Here is a 25,799-nt window from a genome sequence, read left to right on the forward strand (position 1 = left end):
CGGGCCTCGGGAAACGTGCGAATCCGACCACGAGGTGAAGGCGGCGAAGAAGGCCCCCGCCGTCCCAGGTAGGGGCCGGGCCCTCACACGAGCGCGTCCAGCTCCTCGAGCAGCCGGTCCATGTCGGCCTGCGTGTTGTACAGGTGCGGCGACACGCGGATGCTGTCGCCCCGCACGCTCACGTACACCTTGCGCGCCGCCAGCTTCGCCGCCATGTCCGCCCCGTAGCCGCCCCGCCGCTTGAGGCCCACCATGTGCCCCACGCGCTGCTCCTCGGGCGGCACCTCCAGCGTGAGCGACCTCGCCCCCTTCGCCACCCGCTCCGTCAGCGCCCGCAGCGTCTCCTGAATATCCGCCACGCCCCATGCCAGCAATTGGCGCAGCGCCTCCATCGCCATGGGCACCAGCACGAAGTTGGCGCGCTCGCCCACGTCGAAGCGCCTCGCCCCCGGCTGGAAGTCGTCCCGGTAGTCCACCAGCCGCGAGAAGTCCTCACTGCCCTCGCGCATCAGCCAGTTGTGCTCGATGGGACGGCCCTCGCGGAAGCGCGGCCCCACGTACAGGAAGCTCTGGCTGTAGGGCCCCATCAACCACTTGTACCCCGCCGCCGCCAGGAAGTCCGGCCGCACCTCGGCCACGTTCAACGGCATCGCGCCGAGCGACTGCGTCGCGTCCACCACCAGCGCCGCCCCCACCTCGCGCGCCCGCGCCCCCACCCGCACCAGGTCCACCCGCCCACCGTCCGTCCAGTGGCAGTGCGGCACCGCCACCAGCGCGCAGCGCTCGTCCACCTCCGCCAGCAGCGCCCGCGTCCAGTCCCCGTCCTCGGGCCGGCGCACGTACACCACCTGCCCTCCCGAGCGCTCCGCCAGCTCGCGCCACGGGTACACGTTGGAGGGAAACTCCTCGGCCAGCACCAGCAGCCGCTGCCCCACCTTCACCGGCACGTTCGCCGCCGCCACCGCCAGCCCGTAGCTCGCCGAGGGCACCAGCGCCACCCCCTCCACGTCCGCGCCCACCAGCTTCGCGAAGAGCCCGCGCAGCGCCTCCGACTCGGTGAAGAAGTCCTCGGCCCGTATCCGCCACGGGCTCGACTTGCGCATCACCGCCTCCTTGCCCGCCTCGCTCACCGTGTGCAGCTGGGGAGACATGTACGCGCAGTTGATCCACGTGACGTCGTCGGGCAGGTCGAAGAGGTGACGCTGGGAGGGCAGAATCATGGGTGCGCGAGCATACCGTGCGCACCGGGCGGCAACTCCACGGTGAATGTCGAGCCCCGCCCCGGCTCGCTCTCCAGCAGGATGCCGCCCCCGAGCGCCTGGACTATCTGCTGCGTGATGTGCAGCCCCAGGCCGAGCCCCCCGTAGTGGCGCTCGGACACGGCGCGCTCGAACTTGCCGAAGATGCGGGCGCGGTGCTCGGGCGCGATGCCAATGCCCTCGTCGCGCACCGCCAGCCTCGCCACGCCCGCCTCCGCCCACACGCGCACGTGCACGGGCCGCCCCGCCCCGTACTTGAGCGCGTTGGTCAGCAGGTTCGTCACCACCTGCTCCAGCCGCAGCCGGTCCCACGCGCCCACCACCGGAGGCCCCGCCAGCAGCTCCACCGCGCAGCCCGCGCGCGCCGCCTCTTCGGCGAATTGCGCGAGCACCTCCCGCGTGAGCGCCACCAGGTCCAACGCCTCCAGGTGCAGCGACAGCCGCCCCCGCGCGAGCTGCGACACGTCGAGCAAGTCATCCACCAGCCCCGCCAGCTTGCGCACCTGCGCCGCGCAGCCCCGCGCCACCCGCAGCACGCGCTCGGAGTCCACGCCCCCGCCGTCGCGCACGCGGGCCAGCCGCTCGAGGCTCTGCAGCTGCAGCCGCAAGGGCGTGAGGGGCGTCTTCAGCTCGTGCGAGGCCACCGCGAGGAATTCGTCGCGCAGGCGCACCGCCCGCCGCGCGTCCTCGAAGAGCCGGGCGCTCTCCAGCGCGGCCGCCACGCGGTGCGCCAGCTCCTGCCCCAGCGCGAGGTCCTCCGGGCCATAGGGCCGCCGCGGCGCGGACGAGCCCAGGGTGACGAGCCCCAGCGCCCGCTCGTGCGAGCGCAGCGGCACCACCAGCACCGAGTCCGCCTCCCGCCCCGCGCCGTCCCCGCCGGGCCCGGCCCCCGCGGCCAGGTGGCGCCACGTCTCCGCGCCGAAGTCCTGGAAGAGCAGCGGCACCCCCGAGTGCATCGCGTCCAGCAGCGGCCCCCCCGAGTCCTTCAACGCCGGCAGCGGCCACGTGCGCCGCAACCGCTCCTCGTGCTCCCCGTCCCGGTGCGCCACCGCCGCGCGGCGCAGCGCTCCCTCGGGCGTCACGAGATCAATGACGCACCAGGTGGCCACCGAGACGCTGGCCAGACACGCCACGTGCTGGAGCGTGGCGTCCGGCACCTCCAGCAACTGGCCGAGAATCCGGCTCGCCGTGGCCAGGAAGCGCAGCGCCCCCTCCGCCCGCTTGAGGTCCGACAGGTCCAACACGAAGGAGAGGATGCGCTCCTGCTCCTCCACCCGCGCCGCGCCCGTCAGCACCGGCACGCGGCCGCCATCCCCGCGCACCAGCTCCAGCTCGAAGGCGTTGGCGATGCCGCGCGTCCACAGCTCGCGCAGGGCGCGGTCCACCACCGCCTCGCCCTCGGAAGGCACCAGCTGCTGCCAGCGCAACCGCCCCTCGCGCACCTCGTCCCGGCCGTGGCCCACGAGGCCCAGGAAGGCGTCGTTGGCCTCGTGGATGAGGCCCTCCGTGTCGGCGAAGGCCAGCCCCATCAGGTCCGACTCCATGATGCGGCGGAACACGGACTCGCCCTCGCGCAGCGCCCGCTCCAGGCGCTGCCGCTCCGTAATGTCCTCGAGCACCGCCACCGCCGCCGTCACCCGCCCCTCGGCGTCACGCACCGGCCCGGCGCTCACCTCGAGCGAGAGGCGGCTCCCATCCCCGCGCAGCACGTCCATCACCTCGCCATGCACCTGCTCGCCGGTGGTGAGCGCGCGCGCCAGGGGCCACTCGTGCGGCAGGTACGGCCGCCCATCCGCGTGGAAGCCGCGCTCCTCGGTGTACTGCTCCATCGGCCAGTCCGCCGGCACCGGCCCCCGGCGGATGCGCGCCGCCTGGTCATTGGCCATCACCAGCCGGCCCCCGGGCACCTCGGCGAGGATGACGCCCTGGGGCAACTGCTGGAGCACGGCCCGCAGACGGCGGTGCTCCTCTTCCACGCGCTGGCGCTGCCGCTCGGCCTCCGCCCGCGCCCGCTCCGCCTCCTCGCGCAGCTCGCGCTCGCGCTGGTAGAGGCCGGCGCGCTCCAGCGCCTGCGCGCACTGCTTGGAGACAAGACAGGCGAAGTCCTGGTCCTCCGCCGCGAAGCCCTGCTCCCGCTCGAAGCCCAGCGTCAGCACCCCGAGCACCCGCCCCTGCACCTCCAGCGGCAGGCAGGCCCAGGCGCGCTGGTGGCTCAACGCCACGCCGTCGAGGGCGGGGTAGTGCGTGCGGAGCACCTCCAGGGACTCGAGCCACACGGGCTCGCCGAGGCGGGCCGCCTCCGCGAGGGGCACCGGCATCTCCACCGGAATGGTGCGCCACGGCTCGAAGTCCACCTGGGGCATGCCCACCACGTGGACGAACCGCAGCACCCCGGGGGACTCCAGCAGGTAGATGACGCACTCGGCGGCGCCCATGGCGGGCCCGGCCTGCCGGACGATGACGCTGGCCACCTCCTCGGAGGTGAGGGCTTGCGACAGCCTGCTCGTCACCTTCTGCAGGCGCAGCAGCCGCTCCACGGATTGGTGTGCCATCTGCTGCCGCGTCTCACTCACCCGGGCCCCGCAGGCAGGAGTCCTCTCACGGGTTGAACAGCCCCCGCGGCGAGGCTTCCTCCTGCCCCCCGGGACGGGGCGAGGGACGGGGCGGCGGCAGGCCCGGGCGCCCGGGCACACCGGGCGTCAACCGGGACGCACGCACGGGCGGCTCACCCCGGGTGGGGCGGGCTCACAGGCGCGAGGCCGAGGCGTAGCCGCTGAAGAGCTCGCTGGTGAGACGCGCGCGCTCGCCGCCCTCGGCGCGGCGGAGGTAGTCGTTGAGGACGTGGCCCTTCTGGCCGTGCTGCGCGGGCTGGCGCAGGTTCATCCGCGAGCGCTTCACCCCCGAGCCCCCGCGGTGCACGAAGACGACGGTGCCATCGGCCTCGACGGACTCGATGACGCCCACGTGGGTGAGGCCGTCGTTGTGCACGCCGTCGCGGTTGCGGTCGTACGTCTCGTGGAAGAAGACGATGTCGCCGGGCCTGGGGGTGTGCTTGTGCAGCGCGCCCGAGCGCTGGGCGCGGCGGTAGATGGCGCTCACCGCGTTCTCGCCGGGGAGGGTTCCGTGGGAGAGCAGCTCGACGCCGATGGCCTGGTAGGAGGCGCGCACGAGGCCGGAGCAGTCATCGGGGACGCGGTAGGAGGCGAGCGAGGCGCCCACGAGGGCGGCGGCGCGGCTGGCCACGCGGCGGCCACGGGTGGGTTTGACGGGGGGCCGCTTCTTCTTGGAGGCGGTGGCCTTGGCGAGGGCGGTGGAGCCTCGGGAGCGGGAGGTTTGGGTGGAGCGGGCCGGGGCCTTCTTCGCCTTGGCCACGGGCTTCACCGACTGACGCGGAGCGGCGAAGGCGGGAGCCGAGCCGAGCACCGCGAGCACCACGGAGAGCAGGAGCGTGCGAAGTGTCATGCGAGGAGTACGAGCGTACCGCCGCACGCATTCACCGGGGACGGGTGGGACTTCGCCCACACACCGCCTGCCTGTTCAGCGGACTACTGCGGGGGCGCGAGAAAACGCGGCTTTCAAAGACTTCCAGAGTGCGGCGAGGAAACCTTGGACACCCTGCGGATTTTTACCCTGTGGGCGAAGCATCTCGGCCAGGTTGTTCATCGCCGAGAGCGTCTCCGCGTGCTCCTCGCCCAGGCGCCTCCTCGTCTCCTCCAGCACCTGCTCCTCCCTCGCTCTCGTTCCATCCGCGGACCTGGTCGGCTCCCCCGGACTCCATCGAGGAGTTCGCGGTCGTGGAGACCCCCGTGCTCATCAACGCTCGCGGTGTCATCGAAAACGGCCGGGAGTTGGAGCGGGCCGTGAGACAGTGGCTGGAGGCCCTGGCGCGCAATGAGGTGACGGCGGTCGGTTTCCGATAGGACTCGCCCTCGTCGAGCGGCCACCCTGGCCCGGGCGCCCTGACCGGACCCCTCCCGGCCCGGGCGCCTCGGACCCGCCTCACCCGCGCAGGCGTCCCACCAGCCAGCCTCCGCCCACCACGCTCAGCACCGAGCCCAGCGTCCGCAGCGGTTGGCGGCGCAGCCTCGACTCCACCACGTCCACCCGGTCCGCCAGCAGCAGCAGCGCCACGTGCCTCACCTTGTGCTCCGGCACCCCGTACGCCATCCGCCTCAGCATTCCACTCACGCCCCTCGGCGGCGCCGCCGTGCCGAACGCTGGCGTCAGCTCGTCCAGCTCCATCCGCTTGAGCACCGGGAAGTCCGGCGTGGGCTGGCGCTCGGGCCGCTCCCAGTGCGCCCCTTCCCTCGGCTCGGGCTTGAGCAGCATCGGCACCCCGGGCCGGTTGCTCGGGTCCCCATCCACTCCCCAGCCCGGTATCTCCCGGCGGCGCTGCTCGCGTGTCTCGTTCTCGTGTGGCTCGGCCATGTCCCTCTCCTCACGCATGCCCGTGCGGCAGCAGCACGCACTTGATGCACCCGTCCTTCTTCTGCTCGAAGAGCTCGTACGCCCGCGCCACCTCTCCCAGCGGGAAGCGGTGCGTGATGATGCCCTTCGCGTCGATGCGCCCCGCCCGGATGTGCTCCAGCAGGTGCGGCATGTAGCGCTTCACGTTGCACTGGTTCATCCGCAACGTCAGTCCCTTGTTCATCGCCGTGCCAATGGCAACCATGTTCCACGGCGGCCCGTACACGCCGATGATGGACACCGTCCCGCCCTTGCGCGCCGCCTGGATGCTCCAGTTGATGGCCGTGGGCGAGCCCGCCTCCACCTTCAGCTTCACCCCCAAGAGCGTGTGCAGACTGTCGCCCTCGGCCTCCAGGCCCACCGCGTCCACGCAGCAATCCGGCCCGCGCCCCTCCGTCAGGTCCTTCAACTTCAGGATGATGTCCTCCTCCTCCTTGAAGTTGAGCGTCTCCACCTGCGCGTACCGGCGCGCGAAGTCCAGCCGGTACTCCAGGCTGTCCACCGCAATCACCCGCCCCGCGCCCAGCAGCCACGCGGACTTCATCGCGAAGAGGCCCACCGGCCCCGCGCCGAACACCACCACCGTGTCCCCCGGCTGGATGTTGGCCATCTCCGCCCCCTGGTAGCCCGTGGGGAGAATATCGCTGAGGAAGAGCACCTCCTCGTCCTCCATGTCGTCGGGAATCTTCATCGGCCCCACGTCCGCGAAGGGCACGCGCACGTACTGCGCCTGGCCTCCCTCGTAGCCGCCCGTGGTGTGCGAATACCCATACACCCCCGAGGCCATTTCACTGTTGGGGTTGGTGCACTCGCAATTGGCCGTCAATCCGCGCTTGCAATAGAAGCAGGTGCCGCACGAGATGTTGAAGGGCACCACCACCCGGTCCCCCGGCTTGAGCGTGCGCACCGAGGGGCCCACCTCCTCCACCACCCCGGCGAACTCGTGGCCGAACGTGCAGCCCACGCGCGTGTCGGTGATGAAGCCGTGCAGCAGGTGGAGATCCGAGCCGCAGATGGCCGAGCGCGTCACCCGGATGATGGCGTCATTCGGGTGCTCGATGACCGGGTCCGGCTTGCTGCCCACCCGCACGCGGTACGGACCGTCGAAGACCATGGCTTGCATTGCCTGCTGCCCCCTTCCGCGCCGGCTCCGCGGCGCTCGCGTGAACTCCCGGCTCCCCCACCGGGTGACGGGCCAGGGCCCGGCGGGCATCCCCCACCCGGGCCCCGGCTCCCGCCGAAAGCTAGGCACCCCCCGGGGACGGAGGACCCAGCGGCGGAGACTCGCCCGGCCGCCCGTCGTGGCCTGTGAGCTGACACCAGAGGGCTCCCCTGCCCGGCCGCTGCCTCCGCGCCCCTGGCGTCCGCCGCGTGCCCGGGGGCCCCGGGCCAGGTCCCCGCCCCGGCGCGGGTTGAACAGGCACCACTCCGGGAGGGCGGCCCTGTCCGAGAGAGGGAACGGGCCGTTACACTCGGGCGGGAGAGGAGCCGAAGCCGTGTTGCCCTACTTCCCCTTCGAGCAGGACAGCTATGCGATGACGCTCGGCGTGCGCGCGCTGAGGCCCGACGAGTTCCTCATCGAGGTGGACGCGCCGCACTACCGGGACGAGCTCGCGCTCAAGGAGGCCCTGCTGGCCGCCAACCCGCGGGCCCGCTTCCAGGCCGCGCCCGGCACCGAGCCCCACCAATGGGAGACGCTCACGGAGCTGCTGCCCCTGCTGGCGCGCCAGTGGCCCCACTGCTTCGCCCTGGACGTGGAAGGCACGGGCGGGGGCGAGCGCTGGCACTGGCGCAACCTCCTGCTCGGCACCGGGACGCGCTTCACCCCGGGCCGCGAGGACAGCCTGCCGCTGGCGCCGCTGGACTGGCTCGGCCGGCAGGTGCAGGAGGACCTGCTCCTCATGGACGGCACGCGCGAGGGCCTGCCCCTGGTGGCCGGCAGCCTGTGCTTTCCGTCCGGGTGGTGCCTCGACGAGAAGCTGGGGCGGCCGGTGCTCGACATCCACACGCCGGTGCCGGGCTTCGGCGCGAAGCTGGGCGCCTCCACCGTGCGCCTCATGCGGGGCCTCAAGCCGGGGCGCCCCGTCACCCGCGTCAACTGGGCCTTCTCCGTCACGGACCGGTTGGACCTCGAGCCCGCGAGCTTCCCCGAGTGGCGCCACCTCTTCGAGGGCATTACCGCGCGGAACGCCGGGGAGCGCTGCTTCCTGCGGCTGGAGCGGCAGACGCTCTCGCTCCTGCCGCGCACGGGCGCCATCCTCTTCACCATCCACACCTACCGCGCCCCCGTGGCCAGCGAGGTGCAGGAGCCCGCGCGCCGCCGCCGCCTCGCCGCCGTGCTGCGCACCGTGCCCGCGGACACGCTCACCTACAAGCGCATCACCCCGTACCTCGAGCCGCTCCTGGCCTGGCTCGACGCCGGCACGCTGCCCCGGGCGGCCAACTCCTGACATGGTGCGCGTGGCCACCTTCGTGGGCTCCCTCGTCGACCCCCGGGTGGGGGCCCATGCCGTCGTCAACGCGGGCAACCCGGAGCTGGGGCTCGGCAGCGGGGTGAGCGGGGCCCTTCGCGAGGCCTGCGGCGGCGCCTCGTTCCAACGCGAGGTGCGCGAGCGGCTCGAGGAGGACTTCGGCGAGCCCCTCCAGCCCGGAGACTGCCTGGTGACGGGGCCCGGCACCGCGGCCGCCTTCCGCTGGGTGCTGCACGTGCCGTCCGTGGACTACCGGCGAGCGGATGCGCAGACAGGAGGGCCCACGGGCCCCTCGCGCGTGAGGGCGTGCTTGCGCGCCGCGCTCACCGAGTCCGTGACGCTGGCCCGGACCCACGCCTTGAGCAGCCACTTCGTGCTCGCCACCCCGCTGCTGGGCGCCGGACATGGAGGCCTGGGCTCCCTCGTCGCGCTGGACGTCCTGATGGGAGCGCTCGGCGAGCACCTGCGCGAGTCCCCGCCCGAGGAGCGCGAGGTGCTCGCGCGCGTCGTCTTCACGGTGCTCTCGCCCCAGGACGCGCGGCTGGTGGCGCTCGCGGCGGAGAAGCACGGGCTGCGCTTCGCCCCGTGAGCCCCGGCGGCTACCCCGAGGACTGGCAGGCCGGGGCTCACGAACACCCCACGCTCAACGGCAGACGCTGATTTGAACGTAGTGGCACATGCCATCGGTTCCACAGGTGTCGGTGGTGCAGCTCTTCCCGTCATCGCACCGGCTGCTGTCGACGGCGTCGTTGGGACACGTGGGACTCGAGCCCGTGCACTTCTCCGCGACGTCGCACTCGCCCCGCGCCGCGCGGCAGACGTAGCCCGAGGGGTGATAGCTGTTCGCCGGGCACGCCGGGTTGACGCCGTCACAGGTCTCGGCCGGGTCACACGCGCCCGCCGAGCCATTGCACACCGTCCCCGCCGCCACCTTGCCGTCCGCGGGGCACGCGGTGCCCTGGCCATCGCAGCGCTCCTCGACATCGCAGGCGCCGCGCGAGGGCCGGCAGACGACTTCATTGCCAATGCGCTTGTCCGCGGGGCAGACGCCCCCGGTGCACACCTCCTCCTGGTCGCACACGCCGGCCGCCGCCCGGCAGCTCTTCGCGTTGCAGTCCGGGTCCGCGCAGTCCACGAGCCCATCACAGTCATCATCCTTGCCATCCCCGCATGCCAGCTCGGTGGCGCCACCCGGGCAGGTGCAGGAGGTGCCGCCGCAGACCTTGCCCGTGGCGCTGCACGCGCGCGTGTTGCAGTCCGGGTCCGCGCAATCCACGAGCCCATCACAGTCATTGTCCTTGCCATCCCCGCATGCCAGCTCGGTGGAGCCTCCCGGGCAGACACAGCTGGAGCCGCCGCACACCCGGCCATTCGCGCCGCAGGACCTGGCACCACAGTCCGGGTCGGCGCAGTCCACGAGCCCATCACAATCATTGTCCTTCCCGTCGGAGCACTGGCCCTCCACCTGCTCCGACTTCGAGCAGACGCAGGTACCGGTCAGCGCGTCGCACCGGGGCGTCGGGCCGCCGCACTGTGAGTCATCGACGCAGCCCGCGCACACCTTCCGCGAGGCATCACACACGCCCGAGCAGCTCGCACACGCCGCGCCGCCCCTGCCACAGGCCGCATCCGCCGTACCGGGCACGCACGTATTGCCCTGACAGCACCCGTCCCGGCAGGAGCTCGGGTCACAGACGCACTGGCCGCCCGCGCAGCGCTGGCCCTGCTCGCACGTCTGACACGCGCCCCACGTCCCCTCGGCCCCGCACGTCTGCACTCCCGCGCAGCCCTCCTCGCACGGGCGCTTCGCCCCCGCGACACACTTCTCCCCGGCCTCCGCCTCCTCGACGCACAGGCCCTCGACACAGGCCTGCCCGCTGGCACAGTCCTGGCCGAGCTCGGGCGCGCACGGGCTCCCCGCCGGCGCCACGGGCCCGCAGCCCAAAGCCAGACACAGCATCCCCACGCAGCCCAGCACCCACGGCCCCGGACGCGCGCTCGCACTCCCCACCACTTCCCACAGACCTCGACGCATGACGCTGACTCCCTCGCACCTGGCCCCTGGCCAGAGATGTTTCGAGAGCCCTGAAGCAACCGGCCTGCCAGCCTCGCCCGGCCTGCGTCTCCGAGGGAAAACGCACCCGCCTCGCGCTCCGTCACCGTCCCGCCCGAGGGATGTCCCATCCAGGTCTCGCTCGGGGGAGCGCCGGCGAAGCTCACCGGCCCGCGCGAGCCAGCCAGAGCGCGCCCAGCCCGAGCGGCACCGCGTCGAACGGCTCGGCGCGTACCAACTCCTCGCCCACGTGCGTCGCGGTGAGCAGCCAGCCCGAGGGCTCTCGCCGGAAGACCTCCAGGGTGCACGCGAGCGGATCAATGAGCCACGCGTGCGCCACGCCCTCGCGGTGGTAGATGGGCAGCTTGCGCGTGCGGTCCACGGCGACCGTGGAGGGCGAGAGCACCTCGCACACCCAGTCCGGCGCGAGCGTCATGAAGGGCTCCTCGGGAGAGGGGGGCTTGGGCATGCGCTCGCGGCGCCATCCCGCCAGGTCCGGCACGAGGATGTCCCGGCCGAGGTGCAGCTCCGGCGCGTAGAAGATCCACCACCCGCCGGGCCCTCCATCCCCCAGCGAGAAGGGATTGAGCAGCCGGGCGCCCAGCACGGAGCAGACATGGGAATGTCCCATGGCAGGCCTCGGCGAGGCCACCAGCTCGTCCTCCAGAATCTCCCCCACCCACCCGACCGGCAGCGCCTCGATGTCCTCGTAGCTCGCTGGCTTCTTCCCGTGTCCCATCGCCTCGCCTCCTGTTCGCACGGCCGGAGCGGGCCGGTGCCCCACCGTGACCTCCGCAGTCTACCCACCCGTCTGACATCCGAGGTAGGCACGAACGGAAGCAGGCGCCACGGCTCACGCCAGAAGTATCAAGGAATTCGTATGCGCCGGAGGGAGCGGTTCAAGGGGCCCACGACACCGTTCAAATCGTCTGACCATGGCACATGCGGCGGCCGCACCTTGTGCTGTATTCTCTCTGTCCAAGCAGTTGAGGGGGGGAGTTCATGAGCCGTCCAGCAGCCGTCATGAAGAAGTCGTATTGCGCGCACGGATTTCCGCCGCTCCTGTGCAATGCCTGTGCGGCCCAGGCGCCATGCATGCACGGCATGGTGGGAGAGTGCTTGTTGTGCGGCCTTCAGAAGTCCAACAGTTGGTTCAGCAATTTGACGGTGGGAGGAACGGCCAAGAGCAAGAGCACCCCCACCCCTCCATCCGCCGCATCTCTCAAGCTCGGCATCAACGAGAAGTACCGCGCCTCCATCCTCCTGGCAGCACAACGGACTGGCCTGGATCCAGCGGGTATCGCCGCCGTCATCAACGCGGAGGCAGGTAGGATCTCGGACAAGAAGAAGCGAGAGAAGCTGACCGATGAGATCTTCCACCTCAACCACCCCGACCGTGACTGGGACAAGAAGCCTCTGAATGCGAAGGATCCCGCCGATGCGCCGCTCATCAAGGAGTGGAAGGAACTCTTCGCCAGCAGTCCCTGGGACGAGCGCTCCTTGAACGACGAGACCGGTGCCGCGGGTTTGACGCAGTTCCTGGCCAGCACCTGGAAATCCGAGGCCACCCGCAGCGGGACGTACCTCAACGAACTCGCGAAGAAGATGGGGTACCTCGGCAGTGACAGCAAGCCGGTTCCCTCCAAGTTGAACGACCTGCTCGAGTTGCGATACGACCCCACGGCCTCGATCGTGGCCGCCGCCGAGTACGACAAGTCCGTCTTCGACCGGATCAACAAGCAAACGCTTGTCGACACCCAGGAGGTGGACCAGACGTTCTTCGCCCGGCACCCCGAGCGCGACTTCGCCAAGCAGCCCCTGAGCACCAAGAAGGACGCGGCTCTCATCAACGAATGGACGCAGATTCGCAACACGCAGCCCGGCAAGCCCCTGATTCCCAAGGACCTCACCGAGGACCAGAAGGCGCGCTACCTGTACCTGTGCCACCACGAGGGAGAGACGGGCGCCATCCGGTTCCTGAGCGGCACACTCACCGATGGGCAAGCGAAGCCGCTGCTCGAGGCCAATGTGCCCGAGGAGAACAGAAGGAGCGCACTGGTGAAGGAGCACGGAAGCGTGAGCAAGGCGTACATCCAATGGCTTTGGAGCTACATCGACCAACACATCCAGCCCAGTGGCTTCCGCAGGAGCACCGGCGCATGAGCAAGGACATACATCCCATGACCCTGGAACGACATCGAAGCCGATACGGTGCACTGGTTCATGCCGTCGCCGCGATATGGCTCGTGGCGCTCGCGGCTCCGGCCCAGGCGCAAGGTACGCGCGCCGTGCGGGAGAAACGGTCGCAGGCGGAGGTCGCCACCGTCCGCGGCACGCTCGAAGTCTACCGGCTGGACTTCGAGGACGGTGGGCACACCAACCAGCTCAGCCTCGCGGGAAAGGTGCTTTTCGAGGAACCGGCGTATGAATCGCTCTCCATCACCGCCAGCTATCCCGAGCCGGGACCGGCCCGTGTGGTGCTGCTGGAGTTGAGTTCCGGAGGCACGGGCTGTCCGTCGTTCTACAAGGTGATCGAGCTCAAGGACGACGGCAGCGCCGTTCGCAGCAAGAAGTTCGGCAACTGCAGCCCGCTGGCACAGCCGAGCTTCACGGACGGAGCGCTCCTCATCAACATTCCCAAAATCGGGGGCGCGGCCGCGCAATCCTGGCGCTACCAGAATGGGAAGCTCTCGAAGGCCGCTCCGCCCCCGCGCCCTCGTGGCAAGTGAGGAGCGCACACCCGCGCCTCACACCGCAGGGCATTGAACGGCTCGGGGCCGCGCTTCACACGATGGCGGCCAGGGGCTCGGGTCCTGCCTCGAGCACTTCGCACAGCCGCCTCAAGCCGCGCTCCAACTGCGCGCGCGTGCGCGGCGCTCCGATGCACACCCGCACCGCCGCGGGCACCGGCCCCGGCCCCGTGGTGAACAGCTCCGCCGACGTCACCGACACTCCGGCGCGCCGCGCCTGCGCCACGAATTCCTCGCTGCGCCGGCCCTCGGGCAGCCCCAGCCACAGGTGGTAGAGCGGCACCGGCACCCCGCGCTGCACCCCCCGCCCGAGCAGCGTCCGCGCCAGCTCCAGCCGCTCCCCCACCTCCCGCCGCTGCGCCACCACCAGCTCGTCCGCCGTGCCGTCCTCCACCCAGCGCGCCAGCACCTCGGCCATCAGCGGCGTCGTCATCAGCGAGGCCAGCCCCACCTCCTCCGCCAGCCGCTCGCCCCTCGCCCGCGCCGGCGCCACCAGGTACCCGATCCGCAGCCCCGGCGTGAGCAGCTTGGACACCCCGGCGATGAAGTAGCTCGCCTCGGGCAGGAAGGCCGACACCGGCGGCGGCCTCTTCTCCGGCAGCAGCCCGTACGCGTCGTCCTCCAGCACCAGCACCCCGTGGCGCCGCGCCACCTCGGCCAGCTTGCGCCGCCGCTCCTCCGGCATCACCGCGCCCGTGGGGTTGTGACACGTGGGCTGCGTATAGAGGAGGCGCACCGGGCCCGCGCGGCACGCCGCCTCGAGCGACTCGGGCACCAGCCCCTGCGCGTCCATGGCCAGTCCCTGCAACCGCAGCTGGAAGCGCCGCGCGAGGACTTTAATCCCCGGATAGGTGAGCGCCTCGGTGGCCAGCGTGTCCCCTGGCTTCGTCACCGCCGCGAGCGTCACCTCCATGGCGTGCTGCCCGCCCGCGCACACCACCACCTGCTCCGGCCGCGCCTGCAGCCCGAAGCGCGAGGCCCAGGCCGCTCCCGCGACGCGGTGCGCCGTGGTGCCCGCGGCCGGTTGGTACGCCAGCAGCTCCGCCAGCCGCGGCGTCCGGCCGAGCTCCTCCAGCGAGCGGCGCAGCGCCTGGCTCGCCGGGTCTCCCTCGGGCGTGGCCGGGGCGTTGATGCCCAGCTCCACCGGCGCGTCGTCGTGGGCCACGTCCATGGGCGTGGGCATGTGCGCGGCGGAGGCCTCCCGGTCCCTCACGTACGTGCCCCGGCCCACTTCGCCGCTCACCAGGCCCCGCTTCTCCGCCTCGGCGTAGGCGCGCGTCACCGTGCCCACCGTCACCCCCACCCGCTCGGCCAGTTCCCGGTGGGTGGGCAGCCGGGTGCCGGGAGTGAGACGCCCCGCGTCAATGTCCTCGGCGAGCGCGTCCGCGATGGCCCGGTACAGCGGCCCGTTGCGCTCCCGAAGGTCCGGCATCCAACTTGTCATGGTGACAATCGATACACTTGACGGAATACGCCTGCCAACGTAACTGATTGTCTCGATTCTATCCGGAATTGTCACGAAAGATTCCGGGGGAAGCGCGAGCCACTGGGGCCCTCCCGAGCCCTGGGCGGAAGGCATCCCGTCCCCTCCGCAAGAGGAGCCGAAGCATGTTGCCCATCGAGGTCCAGCGCGTCGCCACCCCCAAGCCCAAGCCCTCGTCCGAGGGGCTCGGCTTCGGCAAGTACTTCACCGACCACATGTTCCGGATGGACTACGCGCCGGAGCGGGGCTGGCACCAGGCGCGCATCCTGCCGTATGGGCCGCTGGGCCTGGACCCGGGCGCGGCGGTGCTGCACTACGCGCAGGCGGTGTTCGACGGCTCGAAGGTGTTCCGCGGCCAGGACGGGCAGCTGCGCGCCTTCCGGATTGAAGACCACTGCAAGCGCCTGCACGCGAGCGCCGAGCGGCTCGCCATGGCCCCGGTGCCGCCGGAGCTGGCGCGCGAGGCGATTGAAGCGCTGGTGAAGGCGGATGCCGACTGGGTGCCGAGTGCCCCGGGCACGGCGCTGTACGTGCGGCCGACGGTGATTGCCTCGGAGGCGTTCCTCGGGGTGCGGCCGGCGGACAAGTACATCTTCTTCGTCATCCTCAGTCCGGTGGGCAGCTACTTCGCGGGCGGCGCCGAGCCGGTGCGCATCTGGGTGGAGCAGCAGCACACGCGCGCGGCCAAGGGCGGCCTGGGCGGGGCGAAGGCGGCGGCCAACTACGCCGCGGGCCTGCAGGCGTCCATGGAGGCCAAGAAGCGCGGCTACGCGCAGGTGCTGTGGCTGGACGCGCGGGAGCACCGCTACATCGAAGAGGTGGGCACGATGAACCTCTTCGTGCGCATCGGGGATGAAGTCATCACCCCGCCGCTGGACGGCACCTTCCTGCCCGGCATTACCCGCGAGAGCGCGCTGACGCTGCTGCGCGACTGGGGCATGAAGGTGAGCGAGCGCAAGCTGTCCATCGACGAGCTGCGCGAGGCGCACCAGAAGGGCGAGCTGCGCGAGGTGTTCGGCACGGGCACCGCGGCCGTCATCTCCCCCGTGGGCGCGCTGGGCTTCCAGCAGGGCCAGATGGTGATTGGCGACGGCAAGGTGGGCGAGGTCTCCAAGCGCCTCTATGACACCGTCACCGGCATCCAGTACGGCACGCTGCCGGACCGCCACGGCTGGATGACGCCCATCAAGTAGTCGCGGTACGCAGTCGCACCGGGGCTCGGGGCCGTAGGGCTCCGGGCCCTTCGCTTTTCTGGCCGTCCGTCCCGCGTCACCCCGAGGAGGCTCGTCGTATGCGCGAAGGCATCAACAGTCCCCGTCTGCCCACCCCCATCGGCCCGTTCTCGCACGCGGTGCGGGATGGCGACCGCGTGTACCTCTCCGGCCAGGTGGGGCAGGACCCGAGCACCGGGAAGCTCGTCGCGGCAGACGTGGCGGCGCAGACGGAGCAGGTGTTCAAGAACGTCACCACGGTGCTCGGCGATGTGGGCAGCTCGCTGGACGACGTGGTGAAGGTGAACGTGTACCTCGTGGACATGGCCGACTTCGCGGCGATGAACGCGGTGTACGCGAAGCACTTCGCCCAGCCCTTCCCGGCGCGCACCACGGTGGGCGTGGCGGCGCTGCCCATGGGCGCCCGCGTGGAAATCGAAGTGGTGGCGCGCGTGCGCGCGTAGGCTGAGCCCCGGGAGGCGGCCCCCATGGAAACGAGGAACCCGGACTACGCACGCGCGGTGGAGGAGCTCTTCCGCCAGGCGGCGTTCGTGATGGACGTGGGCTACGAGCTGGTGAGCGTGACGCCCGGGCGGGTGGAGACGCGGCTCGCGGTGAAGCCCCGGCACATGCAGCAGAACGGCGTCATCCACATGGGCGTGCAGGCCACGATGGCCGACCACACCGGAGGCTCGGCGGCGGGCTCGCTGATTGCGGCGGACCAGCTGGTGCTCACCACGGGCTTCACCATGAACCTGCTCCAGGCGGCCGTGGGCGAGCAATTGCGCTGCCGCTCCCAGGTGCTGCGCGCCGGGCGCACGCTGTCCGTGGTGGAGTCCGAGGTGTTCGCCGTGGCCGGAGGCGAGGAGAAGCTCGTCTCGAAGGCGACGGTGACGCTGGCGGTGCTGCCCCGCAAGCGCTGAGCGGGGGACCCTCCCGGCGCGATTTTCCCGCAACTGGTCCGATGGTCGTACCAGTTGGCGAAGAACTCGACCGGAGGGCGGCCGGAGGCGGTGTCATCCCCGGGCGGACCTGTTATGGCGCGCGTCCATGAACACGGACGTGCTGCTGGAGAGGCGCGGGCCCCTGGGCCTGGTGACGCTCAACCGCCCCAAGGCGCTCAACGCGCTCGACCTGGGCATGATTCGCACGCTGCACCCGGCACTCGAGGCCTGGGCGAGGGACTCGCAGGTGAAGGCGGTGGTGATTCGCGGCGCCGGAGGCCGGGCCTTCTGCGCCGGCGGTGACGTGCGCGCCGTGGCCCTGTCCATGGGCTCGCCCGCGCCCGAGGGACAGGAGCCCCTCTCGAGCGCCTTCTTCCGCGAGGAGTACCGGCTCAACCACCTCATCCACCACTACCCCAAGCCGTACGTGGCGCTCGTGGACGGCATCAGCATGGGCGGAGGGCTCGGACTGTCCGTGCACGGCTCGCACCGCGCCATCACCGAGCGGCTGGTGCTCGCCATGCCCGAGACGGCCATCGGCCTGTTCCCCGACGTCGGCGGCGGCTGGTTCCTCCCGCGCTTCCCGGGCGAGGCGGGCACGTACCTGGGGCTCACCGGCTCGCGGTGCAACGCCGCGGATGCGATGTGGCTCGGGTACGGCACACACCACGTGACGCATGACACGCTGGACGCGGTGGTGGACGGGCTCGCGGCGGCGGACTGGAGCGCGGGGGACGCGCGCGCGGTGGCCACGCGGGTGCTGTCTGGCTTTGCCTCGGAGCCCGGGCCCTCTCCGTTGAGCGCGCAGCGCGAGGCCATCGACCGGTGCTTCGCGAAGGACAGCGTCGAGGACATCCTCGCGGCGCTCCAGGCCGAGGGCACACCGTGGGCCGAGGAGACTCGGGCGGCGCTCGCGCGCATGTCGCCCACGAGCCTGAAGGTGACGCTGCGCCAGCTCCGGCTGTGCCGGGGCCGGCCCTATGACGAGACCGTCACCGTGGAGTACCGGCTGAGCCAGCACGTCACCGCGCGGCCAGACTTCCGCGAGGGCATCCGCGCCGTGCTCGTGGACAAGGACAACCGGCCCACGTGGAACCCACCCACGCTCGCCGGGGTGCGCGAGGCCGACGTGGAGGCGTGCTTCGCGCCGCTCGGGGAGCGGGACCTCGTGGTGCACGCGCCCCGATAGGGATTGCCGGCTGGGAGGTTGCCGGGCCTCCCATCGAGCGCTTCCCCGCTCGTCCCCAGGCATGAAGCACCCACGGGGCCGTGGCTACGTCCGCGTCCCGTCACATCCGGCCACCGCCCTCCTCCGTCCGCTGGATTGCGCGGAACGCTCGGCCCGGGCCGGGCGCGACCGCGTCCCCTCAGACTCCGGAGCGCTTCATGTCCAAGACCGTGCAGGGCCTCATCACCTTCCTCCTCTCGCTCGTCTTGCCCACGGTGGTGCTGCTCGTCGTCAGCGTGCTCCCGGTGTGGCAGCACGTCCTTCCGGCCACGGCCGTGGCGGCCCTGCCCAAGGTGGCGCTCATCGTCGGAGGCGGCTTCGGCCTTCTCTACGGGCTCGAGGCCGGCATCCTGGCCATCTACGACCTCGACGCGGCCACCGGCTGGGTTTCGCTGTTCGTCGACCTCACGTGGAGCCTGCTCAACACGATGGTCGGGTTCGTGCTCGGCAACATCATCTACATCTGGTTCGGCTCGCCCTCGCGCACGGACTCCGAGGGCAATGGGTGGATCGTCTTCTCCCCCAGGGGCTCGGGTGGCTTCGGCCACAGCGTGCTGCAGACGATTGGGACGGTGAACCTCGGCGGCTCGGGCCAGCACGAGCGCATGCACCTGCTGCAGGCCCGGGTGCTCGGCCCCGGCTACATCCCGCTCATCATCGCCTCGTACACCGTCACCTTCACCCTCCAGGTGGTGTGGACGCTCACGCTCGGCGGACTGCTGGCGCTCACCGGCGTGCGCAACAAGGCGTACTTCGAGCCGCCCTCCAGCTCGGCCGTGGGCGGCTTCTTCGGGTGGATTTATTACGCCACCCCCATCGAGCTGTTCGCCTACGCCACCGGCAATCCCTGACGCGGGCGCGGGCTCACAAGACGATGAGGAGGACGATGATGGCCACGGCGCCGGCCAGGCACAGCCACTTCACCCAGCCCCTGCAGGGGATGCTGATGCCCACGGACACGTCGCCCGCCGCGCTCACCGCCCTGGCGTACGCCTCGTCGCTGGCCGCCCGCTCCTCTCCTCCACCCAGGGAGGCACGGCGACCATCTCGAACAGGTTCTGCGCCTGGAGGAGGAGCGCTCCCTGCAACAGGCGGTCGTCCTCGGAGCCCGGCTCCGCCGGATAGATGTCCGCGAGGCTCTCCAGATCATTCAGGCCCGGGGCGCCCGGAAGCTTCTCGATGACCTGGTCCAGATTGCTGGCCACCGCCTCGAAGCAGGCCCTGACGGAGTCGGAAACGGTCGGGTACTCGCAGCTGAGCGTCGCAGCCTGCGCGTCCTTCGACAGGGAAAGCGTCGTCAGGGAAGCAGCACCGAACCAGCCAGAGCCAACGAACATCCGTCGAGACAGGGTCACGAGGCACCTCCAGGATGCGGATGCAGGGGGCTCAATTCATCTTGAATCCAGCAATTCACGTCGAGACCGACTTCCCTCTTTTAGAAGAAGAACGCAGGATTCCGTGAAAAGCGGACCGGGCTAGGAACGGGCGTCGCGCAGCTTCGCGTCGAGCTCGTCCACCAACGTGCTCCAGGGCCCGAGCAGCGTGGGCTCGCCGCGGTAGCGCGCCTCGCGGTAGTGCGCGAGGAAAGCGGCCGCCACGTCCGCCACCGCGTCTCCCTTCACCGTGCGCAGCCGCCCGAGCAGCTCGTCGTCCGTCTCCGAGGGCCTCGGCACCAGGCCCGCCCGGCGCTTGAGCGTCTTGAGGTAGCGCGCGTACAGCGCCGAGAGCCGCACGTCCTGCGTCCCCAGCGCCTCGCGCTCCGTCTGCTTGCGTCCGCCGCGCCACCCCGCGCGCAGCCGCCACAGCACGAAGCCCGCCACCGCCACCGCGAACACCGGCGAGCCCACCAGCGCCCGCGCCAGCGCCAACGGCTGGTAGCGCAGCCCCGCGCCCATCCGCCGCAGCCACGTGCCCACCGCCCCCGTGAGGTCGCCGAGGAAGCCCCGCTCCTCCTTCGACAGCCCGAGCGTCTCGTCCCGGCTCCTCCACGGCGTCGGGTCGAACGCCACGAAGCGCCCCTCGTCCGCCAGGTACACCTCCACCCAGGCGTGCGCATCCCGCTCGCGCACCAGCGTGGCCCCCGAGAGCGGATTGCGCTCCTCGGGCGCGAAGCCTCCCACCACCCGCGCCGGCACGTGCACCGAGCGCAACAGCGCCGCCATCGCGCTCGCGAAGTACGTGCAGTACGCCGCCCGCTTCTCCCGCACCAGCACCGTCAGCGGGTTGCCCTCGCCCCGCAGGTCCACGTTCAGCGAGTACTCGTAGTTCTCGTGGAAGTACGTCTCGAGCGCCCGCGCCTTCTCGCGCGGCGAGCCCGCGTCGCGCGTGAGCGCCTCGGCCAGCGGGCGCAGCTCCGCCTCCAGCGCCTCGGGCAGCGCGGTGAGCGAGGCCCCCGGTGCGGCCTCCGGCGGAAGGCTCTCGCGCGGCTCCGTGTGCAGCGCCAGCGTGTTGCCCGCCAGGTCCTCGGCCTTGAGCACCCAGCCGCCCTGCACCTCGGGCCGCACGCCCTCCACCGCGCGCGTCCCCGCCGGCGCCGGCAACCACGGGCCCAGCGGCGCCAGCACCGTGAGCGCCAGCAGCTGCTCCTCCCCTGCTCCCGAGGGCCATTCCAGCCGCGTGTCCGCCAGCTCCTTCGACGTCGTCCACCGCAGGCCGTCGAACTGGTCGAACACGCGCGCGCGCAGCCGCTCGGGCGCCGCGCCGGAGAGCACCAGCAGCGGCCGCTCGGAGCCCTTCGGCGAGCGCGTCACCGCGCGGATGTCCACCTCGGACTGGAACTCCGAGCCGCCCCCGGAACTGCCGCTCGTCATCCGGTACACGGCGTCCATCAGCACGCCCTCGCTGGCCCAGATGGTCCTCGCCAGGAACACCGACAGGCCCAGCAGCAGCCCCACGAAGACGCCGAAGCCCACACCGGCCCGCCAGCCCGTGCGCGGCAACCCGCCCTCGCGGAAGGCCACCAGCAGCACGCTGAACACCAGCGCGCCCAGCACCCAGCCCACCGCCTGCATCTCGCGCACGCGCATGCTGAGCGCCACCAGCAGGCACGCGTACGTCCACGCGAAGTAGCGGTTGCGGCCCAGGCCACAGAGCACCGAGAGCCCCACCAGCGCGCCGCACAGCGGGCCGAAGATGTTGGGCGGGAAGGGCGCCGTCGGAGGCTCGCTCACCCAGAGCATCGCCACGCCGCCCGAGAAGCCCAGCGCGCCCGCGAGGAGCAGCTTCGCCGGGCTGTACTCCACCCGCACGTCCGCCAGCGCCGCCCACAAGAGGCCCAGCATCACCGGCGCGCACATCAGCCACCGGCCATGGGCCACCGCGTGCAGCACGAGCGCCGCGAACACCGGCAGCAGCTCGAGCAGCCGGCCCTGGCGCGAGGCGCTCTCCGTGGGCTCGTTCATGACAGCTCCACCACCTCTCCGGGGGCGAGCCCCTCGGGCCTGCGGTCCGGCCTCACCGAGAGCACCCGCACCGCCACCCCGTGCGCCTTGAGCTTCTCCACCAGCGCCGCGCGCGAGGGCTCCCAGTCCATCACCACGAAGATGACGGCGGACAGTTGGCTGGACTCGGGCAGCAGCGCGGCCTCGAGCGCGTCCAGGTCCAACCGGTCGCCCGATTCGATGGCCGCGAGGATTTCGAGGATGTGCTCGAAGTGCGCCAGCGCCCGGCCCGCCTGGAAGTGGAACACCTGGGGCCCGGCGGCGAACAGGTCGATGATGTACTCCTGGCGCGCCAGCACGTCCGCCATGCCCGCGGCGAGGGAGAGCGCCTTCTCCAGCAGCGCGTCCTCCTTCACCGAGCGCGACTGCACATCGAGCACCATGGCCAGCCGGACGAAGAACTCCTCCTGGAACTCCTTCACCACCAGGCGGCCGGTGCGAGCGAACGAGGGCCAGTGGATGTCGCGCGTGCGGTCCCCGTCATGCCAGTCGCGGGTGCCGAAGAACTCGGTGGACTCGCCCACCTGCGAGGCCACGGCGATGCCTCCGGGCTGGTAGTTGCGCCCGTGCGGCACATCGAGCGACTCGAGTGGGGTGAACTGGGGATAGACGAGCAGTCTGTCCCTGGCCTTCGAGCGCCTCGGCCACTTCACCAGCGCCGAGGGGAAGAGGCTCGCGGCCTGGAGCGCGCGCAGCTCGTAGACACCGCGCGTGGAGCACTTGAGGCGCAGCGTCACCTCGGTCTGCTCACCGGGCGCGAGCGAGTCGATGACGGGGGGCTCGCCCACGGAGCGCAGCTCGGCGGGGAGGTCGCGTTCCTCGACGGCGATGTGGCGCACGGGGGAGCGGCCGGTGTTCTCCACGCGCACGCGGTAGGAGAGCGTGTCTCCAGCGGAGACGGGAGGCGGGAGCAGGCGCGTGAGCGAGACGCGAGGGCGGAAGGGCAGGCCCACGACGACAGCGGCGGCGAGCGCGGAGACGGCGAAGGAGAAGAAGAGGATGAGCGGGGCGACGAGCCCGCCGAGCAGGAGGAAGCCCGCGGCGAGCGCGGACCAGAGCACCACGCGTCCGACGGGGGTGAGGAGTCCGTGGTACCGGTCCTGGAGGTAGCGGATGAAGCCATGCTCCTCGGGCGGCATCAGGAAGGACCAGCGGCGACGGCGAGCCATGCGCGGCGCCTCCCTCTACCGCGGCACCGGAATGGTGGCGACCAGATCCTTCGTGAGCGTCCGCTTGTCCGCGCCCGCGTAGCGCGCCCGCGTGTCCAGCACGAGTCTATGCGCCAGCACCGGCACCGCCAGCGCCTTCAGGTCCTCGGGCAGCACGTAGTCCCGTCCCTGCATCAGCGCCCGCGCCCTCGCCATGCGCCCGTAGAGCAGCGCCCCGCGCGTCGACACTCCGAGCCGGATGTTCGCGTGCGCTCGCGTCGCCTGGACGATGCGCAAGAGGTAGTCCGCCACCGACTCCTCCAGCCTCACCTCCTGCACCCGCTGCTGCAGCTCGCCCACCTCCTCCACCGAGCACACCGCCTTCATCCCCTCCAGCGGCGGCGGCCCCGAGCGCGTCATCAGCAGCGTCCGCTCCTCTCCCTCCGGCAGGTACCCCAGCGACAGCTGCACCGCGAACCGGTCCAACGACGCCTCGGGCAGCGGGTACGTGCCGTGGAAGTCCACCGGGTTCTGCGTCGCGATGCACAAAAACGGCGGCGCCAGCACGTGCGTCTGCCCGTCCACCGTCACCTGCCCCTCGCTCAGCGCCTCCAGCAGCGCCGACTGCGTGCGCGGCGAGGCCCGGTTGATTTCATCCGCGATCAGCACGTTGGCGAACAGCGGCCCCTCGCGGAAGCGGAACGTGCCCTCCTGCGGATTGAAGATGGACGCCCCCACAATATCCGTGGGCAACAGGTCCGGGGTGAATTGCACGCGCTTGAAGCTGCCGCCGATGCTCACCGCCAGCGCCTTGGCCAGCGTCGTCTTCCCCGTGCCCGGCACGTCCTCGAGCAGCACGTGCCCTCCGGCCGCCACCGAGCACAGCACCAGCTCCAGCGCTTCGCGCTTGCCGCGGATGACGCGCTCCAGGTTGTCGGCCAGCCGGGATACCAGCGCTCGCACCGGAGCCGCACGCTCGGTGGGGGAAACCTTCACGGGAGAAGAGGACATTCTGGACGCGCAGCGTACCCGCGCCCTCACGGGTTACGCTACCCGCCACCCCATGGCCTCCTCCGCCTCCGTCCGGAACCTGCTCCTCCTGCTGCGGAGCAATCCGGACTACCGCCGCCTCTTCTTCGCCACCGTCGTCTCGTTGCTCGGCGATTGGTTCGCCTTCGTGGCCATCAGCGGCTTCGTCACCGAGGCCACCGGCCGGGCCGGCTCCGCCGCCGCCGTCTTCGCCGCCAGTGTCCTGCCCGCCTTCCTGCTCTCCCCCCTGGCGGGCCTCATCGCCGACCGCGTGGACCGCAAGCGCCTCATGGTCGCCGTGGACCTCCTGCGCGTGCTGCCCGCGCTCGGCCTGCTCGCCGCCCTGCACTGGCGCTCGCCGGGGCTGGCCATCACCTGCGTGGCCCTGCTCGCCGCCCTCTCCTCCTTCTTCGATCCCGTCGCCGAGGCCTCCGTCCCCAACGTCGTCGCCCCCGAGGAGCTCGCCGTGGCCCAGGCCGCGCTCGGCAGCGCCTGGGGCACCATGCTCTTCATCGGCGCCGCCGTGGGGGGCCTGGCCACCGTCGCCTTCGGCCGCGAGGCCAGCCTCGTCCTCAACGCCGCCACCTTCCTCGTCTCCGCGCTGCTCGTCCGGGGCATCCGCCGGCCCCTGCAGCACCGCGGTGCCCCCTCGACGCTCGGCCTCTGGGGCCAGTTCGGCGAGGTGTGGACGCTCGCGCGCCAGAGCCACCTCACCCGCTCGCTGCTCGTCACCAAGGTGGGCGTGGGGCTCGGCAATGGGATTGTCGGACTGCTGCCCTCCTTCGCCACCGGGCGCTTCGCCGCGGGAGACGCGGGCGTGGGCATGCTGCTCGCCGCGCGCGGGCTGGGCGTGTTGCTCGGGCCGTTCCTCGGCCAGCGCTGGGCGCGAGACGATGGCCGGCGCCTGCTCCTGGTGTGCGGCACCTCCATGGTGTCGTACGGGCTCGCCTACGCGCTGCTGCCCTTCGCCCCCACGCTGGAGCTCGCCGCCGTGTGCGTGTTGCTGGCGCACCTCGGGGGCGGCGCGCAGTGGGTACTCGCCACCTATGGCCTCCAGGTGTCCACACCGGACCGGCTGCGCGGACGGGTGCTCGGCCTGGACTTCGGCCTGGCGACGCTGTCGGTGGGCATGTCCTCGCTCGCCGCCGGAGCCGCCACCGAGGCCGTGGGGCTCGCCCGGGCCTCGTGGGCACTGGCCGGGGTGTCGCTGCTCTATGGCCTGGGGTGGCTGTGGTGGACGCGCGAGCTGTGGGGCGGCTCCGAGGATGCGCTGGCCGGGTCCCGCGTGATTCAGTCCGGCTGAGACAGGAAGCCCCAGCGCGTCCCGGCGGCCTTGCCCATGGCGTCGACGATGGCGTGGTGGATGCGCCCGTTGCTGGCGATGAGCCCCAGGGTGCCGCGCAGCTCCGGGGCCAGGGAGAAGTCCACCGCGTGGCCGTCCAGCCGTGTCACCTGGCCTCCCGCCGCCTTCACCAGCGCCGCGCCCGCCACGTGGTCCCAGATTTTGTGCGGATTCTTCTGGATGTCCCGAGGCCCGCGGATGAACAGCTCCGCCGCGCCCGCCGCCACCAGCGCGTACTTGAGCATGCCGTCGTAGCGTTTGATGCGCCGCGCGTCGAGGCCCGCCGCCGCGTACACCCGGTCCGCGATTTCCCGCGAGCGCCGGCCCATGATGTAGCTCTCCACCACGCGGATGCTCGCCGGGTCCTCGCGGTCGGAGACGTGCAGCGCGCGCGGCTCAGCGCCCTCGAGCGACTCGGCCCAGGCGCTCCCCCTGTCCGAGTAGAAGAGCGTGCCGCTCTCGTCCAGCGGAGACACGGGCACGCCGATGATGCCATCCACGGGCTCGCTCTCCACGCGCGTGCCCACGCAGACGGCGTACGAGCGGCGGTGGATGAAGCCCTCGGTGCCGTCGATGGGGTCGATGACCCACGTGCGGTCCGAGCGCACGCCCCGGCCATGGTCGAGCCAGCGCACGAACTCCTCTTCGAGAACACGCTCGCCCAGCAGCTGGCCCACCAGCCGGACGACGTACTCCCGCTCGGCCTGCGGCACGGAGAGGAAAGCCTGGCCTCCCTCCTCGGCGATGATGCCCTCCTCGGGGAAGTGGCGGCGGATGGCGCGGCACAGCAGGGCCTGGGCGCCGTAGTCCGCGATGGTGACGGGGCTGGCGTCGCTCTTGCGGTTGACGCCCGCCTGGGAGGACTGCACGCGGCGGCACAGCTCACACGCGAGGCGGACCGCGTCGATGATGGGTTGTAGCTCTCGCACGCTCGGCTGCTCCAGGGAGGGGCCTGCTCCATCGCACACGGAGAG

25 protein-coding genes are annotated in these 25,799 nt (G+C 71.5%); 11 read left to right on the forward strand and 14 right to left on the reverse strand.

Features of this window, described 5'->3' with window-relative positions:
* Positions 1-83: 83 nt before the first annotated feature.
* The 4 genes from ACJ8AN_RS41060 to ACJ8AN_RS41075 all read right to left on the reverse strand — a co-directional run bounded on the left by ACJ8AN_RS41060 (position 84) and on the right by ACJ8AN_RS41075 (position 4,979).
* Positions 84-1,220, reverse strand: coding sequence for an aminotransferase class V-fold PLP-dependent enzyme (locus ACJ8AN_RS41060; protein ID WP_407761092.1), 1,137 nt, complete (start codon positions 1,218-1,220; stop codon positions 84-86).
* Positions 1,217-3,811 (reverse strand): ATP-binding protein, encoded by a 2,595-nt coding sequence (locus ACJ8AN_RS41065; protein ID WP_407761093.1) that lies wholly within the window; start codon positions 3,809-3,811, stop codon positions 1,217-1,219. The genes ACJ8AN_RS41060 and ACJ8AN_RS41065 overlap by 4 nt, the downstream gene beginning before the upstream one ends.
* A gap of 193 nt (positions 3,812-4,004) precedes the next feature.
* On the reverse strand, positions 4,005-4,721 hold the full coding sequence (locus tag ACJ8AN_RS41070; RefSeq protein ID WP_407761094.1) for a CHAP domain-containing protein: 717 nt from the start codon (positions 4,719-4,721) through the stop codon (positions 4,005-4,007).
* Between the two features lie 75 nt (positions 4,722-4,796).
* Entirely contained in the window at positions 4,797-4,979 is a 183-nt protein-coding gene (locus ACJ8AN_RS41075) for a hypothetical protein (protein ID WP_407761095.1), read from the reverse strand.
* 74 nt (positions 4,980-5,053) lie between these two features.
* On the opposite strand from ACJ8AN_RS41075, the gene ACJ8AN_RS41080 reads away from it, so the two are divergent.
* Positions 5,054-5,179, forward strand: a complete 126-nt coding sequence (locus tag ACJ8AN_RS41080) for a hypothetical protein (RefSeq protein WP_407761096.1) — start codon at positions 5,054-5,056, stop codon at positions 5,177-5,179.
* Positions 5,180-5,258: 79 nt separating this feature from the next.
* Here the strand turns inward: ACJ8AN_RS41080 and ACJ8AN_RS41085 are convergent, their stop codons facing one another.
* Both ACJ8AN_RS41085 and ACJ8AN_RS41090 read right to left on the reverse strand, forming a co-directional pair.
* Positions 5,259-5,687, reverse strand: a complete 429-nt coding sequence (locus ACJ8AN_RS41085) for a hypothetical protein (protein WP_407761097.1) — start codon at positions 5,685-5,687, stop codon at positions 5,259-5,261.
* 10 nt (positions 5,688-5,697) lie between these two features.
* Positions 5,698-6,849, reverse strand: a complete 1,152-nt coding sequence (locus tag ACJ8AN_RS41090; RefSeq protein WP_407761098.1) for a zinc-dependent alcohol dehydrogenase — start codon at positions 6,847-6,849, stop codon at positions 5,698-5,700.
* Between the two features lie 373 nt (positions 6,850-7,222).
* Between ACJ8AN_RS41090 and ACJ8AN_RS41095 the strand changes: the two genes are divergently transcribed.
* Both ACJ8AN_RS41095 and ACJ8AN_RS41100 read left to right on the forward strand, forming a co-directional pair.
* A complete protein-coding gene (locus ACJ8AN_RS41095) occupies positions 7,223-8,176 on the forward strand; it encodes a heme-dependent oxidative N-demethylase family protein (protein WP_407761099.1) in 954 nt (317 codons plus the stop codon).
* Between the two features lies 1 nt (position 8,177).
* Positions 8,178-8,786: a macro domain-containing protein gene (locus tag ACJ8AN_RS41100; RefSeq protein WP_407761100.1), complete on the forward strand. Its 609-nt coding sequence runs from the start codon at positions 8,178-8,180 to the stop codon at positions 8,784-8,786.
* A gap of 54 nt (positions 8,787-8,840) precedes the next feature.
* Here the strand turns inward: ACJ8AN_RS41100 and ACJ8AN_RS41105 are convergent, their stop codons facing one another.
* Positions 8,841-10,232: a hypothetical protein gene (locus tag ACJ8AN_RS41105; RefSeq protein WP_407761101.1), complete on the reverse strand. Its 1,392-nt coding sequence runs from the start codon at positions 10,230-10,232 to the stop codon at positions 8,841-8,843.
* A 181-nt stretch (positions 10,233-10,413) separates the two neighbouring features.
* Positions 10,414-10,989: a Uma2 family endonuclease gene (locus tag ACJ8AN_RS41110; protein WP_407761102.1), complete on the reverse strand. Its 576-nt coding sequence runs from the start codon at positions 10,987-10,989 to the stop codon at positions 10,414-10,416.
* 263 nt (positions 10,990-11,252) lie between these two features.
* On the opposite strand from ACJ8AN_RS41110, the gene ACJ8AN_RS41115 reads away from it, so the two are divergent.
* Both ACJ8AN_RS41115 and ACJ8AN_RS41120 read left to right on the forward strand, forming a co-directional pair.
* A complete protein-coding gene (locus tag ACJ8AN_RS41115) occupies positions 11,253-12,413 on the forward strand; it encodes a hypothetical protein (protein ID WP_407761103.1) in 1,161 nt (386 codons plus the stop codon).
* Complete coding sequence (locus ACJ8AN_RS41120; RefSeq protein ID WP_407761104.1) at positions 12,410-12,979, forward strand: hypothetical protein; 570 nt, start codon at positions 12,410-12,412, stop codon at positions 12,977-12,979. Before ACJ8AN_RS41115 ends, ACJ8AN_RS41120 begins: the two co-directional genes overlap by 4 nt.
* A gap of 55 nt (positions 12,980-13,034) precedes the next feature.
* On the opposite strand, the gene ACJ8AN_RS41125 is transcribed toward ACJ8AN_RS41120, so the two are convergent.
* Positions 13,035-14,432, reverse strand: a complete 1,398-nt coding sequence (locus ACJ8AN_RS41125) for a PLP-dependent aminotransferase family protein (RefSeq protein WP_407761105.1) — start codon at positions 14,430-14,432, stop codon at positions 13,035-13,037.
* Between the two features lie 176 nt (positions 14,433-14,608).
* Between ACJ8AN_RS41125 and ACJ8AN_RS41130 the strand changes: the two genes are divergently transcribed.
* The 5 genes from ACJ8AN_RS41130 to ACJ8AN_RS41150 all read left to right on the forward strand — a co-directional run bounded on the left by ACJ8AN_RS41130 (position 14,609) and on the right by ACJ8AN_RS41150 (position 18,717).
* Entirely contained in the window at positions 14,609-15,676 is a 1,068-nt protein-coding gene (locus ACJ8AN_RS41130; protein WP_407761106.1) for a branched-chain amino acid aminotransferase, read from the forward strand.
* 98 nt (positions 15,677-15,774) lie between these two features.
* Positions 15,775-16,158, forward strand: a complete 384-nt coding sequence (locus tag ACJ8AN_RS41135; protein ID WP_407761107.1) for a RidA family protein — start codon at positions 15,775-15,777, stop codon at positions 16,156-16,158.
* A 24-nt stretch (positions 16,159-16,182) separates the two neighbouring features.
* Positions 16,183-16,617 carry a PaaI family thioesterase gene (locus ACJ8AN_RS41140; RefSeq protein WP_407761108.1) on the forward strand — a complete coding sequence of 145 codons (435 nt, stop codon included), beginning with the start codon at positions 16,183-16,185 and terminating at the stop codon, positions 16,615-16,617.
* A gap of 127 nt (positions 16,618-16,744) precedes the next feature.
* Complete coding sequence (locus tag ACJ8AN_RS41145) at positions 16,745-17,827, forward strand: enoyl-CoA hydratase/isomerase family protein (RefSeq protein WP_407761109.1); 1,083 nt, start codon at positions 16,745-16,747, stop codon at positions 17,825-17,827.
* A 197-nt stretch (positions 17,828-18,024) separates the two neighbouring features.
* Complete coding sequence (locus ACJ8AN_RS41150; RefSeq protein WP_407761110.1) at positions 18,025-18,717, forward strand: hypothetical protein; 693 nt, start codon at positions 18,025-18,027, stop codon at positions 18,715-18,717.
* Positions 18,718-18,840: 123 nt separating this feature from the next.
* Here the strand turns inward: ACJ8AN_RS41150 and ACJ8AN_RS41155 are convergent, their stop codons facing one another.
* The 4 genes from ACJ8AN_RS41155 to ACJ8AN_RS41170 form a co-directional block, all read right to left on the reverse strand.
* Complete coding sequence (locus tag ACJ8AN_RS41155) at positions 18,841-19,221, reverse strand: hypothetical protein (RefSeq protein WP_407761111.1); 381 nt, start codon at positions 19,219-19,221, stop codon at positions 18,841-18,843.
* A gap of 120 nt (positions 19,222-19,341) precedes the next feature.
* Positions 19,342-21,267, reverse strand: coding sequence for a transglutaminaseTgpA domain-containing protein (locus ACJ8AN_RS41160; RefSeq protein WP_407761112.1), 1,926 nt, complete (start codon positions 21,265-21,267; stop codon positions 19,342-19,344).
* Positions 21,264-22,475, reverse strand: coding sequence for a DUF58 domain-containing protein (locus tag ACJ8AN_RS41165; RefSeq protein ID WP_407761113.1), 1,212 nt, complete (start codon positions 22,473-22,475; stop codon positions 21,264-21,266). Before ACJ8AN_RS41165 ends, ACJ8AN_RS41160 begins: the two co-directional genes overlap by 4 nt.
* A 15-nt stretch (positions 22,476-22,490) precedes the next feature.
* Positions 22,491-23,450 carry an AAA family ATPase gene (locus ACJ8AN_RS41170; RefSeq protein WP_407761114.1) on the reverse strand — a complete coding sequence of 320 codons (960 nt, stop codon included), beginning with the start codon at positions 23,448-23,450 and terminating at the stop codon, positions 22,491-22,493.
* Positions 23,451-23,517: 67 nt separating this feature from the next.
* On the opposite strand from ACJ8AN_RS41170, the gene ACJ8AN_RS41175 reads away from it, so the two are divergent.
* Positions 23,518-24,786 carry an MFS transporter gene (locus tag ACJ8AN_RS41175; RefSeq protein WP_407761115.1) on the forward strand — a complete coding sequence of 423 codons (1,269 nt, stop codon included), beginning with the start codon at positions 23,518-23,520 and terminating at the stop codon, positions 24,784-24,786.
* Here ACJ8AN_RS41175 and ACJ8AN_RS41180 read toward each other — a convergent pair.
* The gene (locus ACJ8AN_RS41180; protein WP_407761116.1) at positions 24,774-25,754 is read right to left on the reverse strand and encodes an inositol monophosphatase family protein; all 981 of its coding nucleotides are present in this window, start codon (positions 25,752-25,754) and stop codon (positions 24,774-24,776) included. The genes ACJ8AN_RS41175 and ACJ8AN_RS41180 overlap by 13 nt on opposite strands.
* Positions 25,755-25,799: the final 45 nt, after the last annotated feature.

Origin of the sequence: Archangium sp., assembly GCF_045802675.1 — a bacterium.
Classification (GTDB): domain Bacteria; phylum Myxococcota; class Myxococcia; order Myxococcales; family Myxococcaceae; genus Archangium.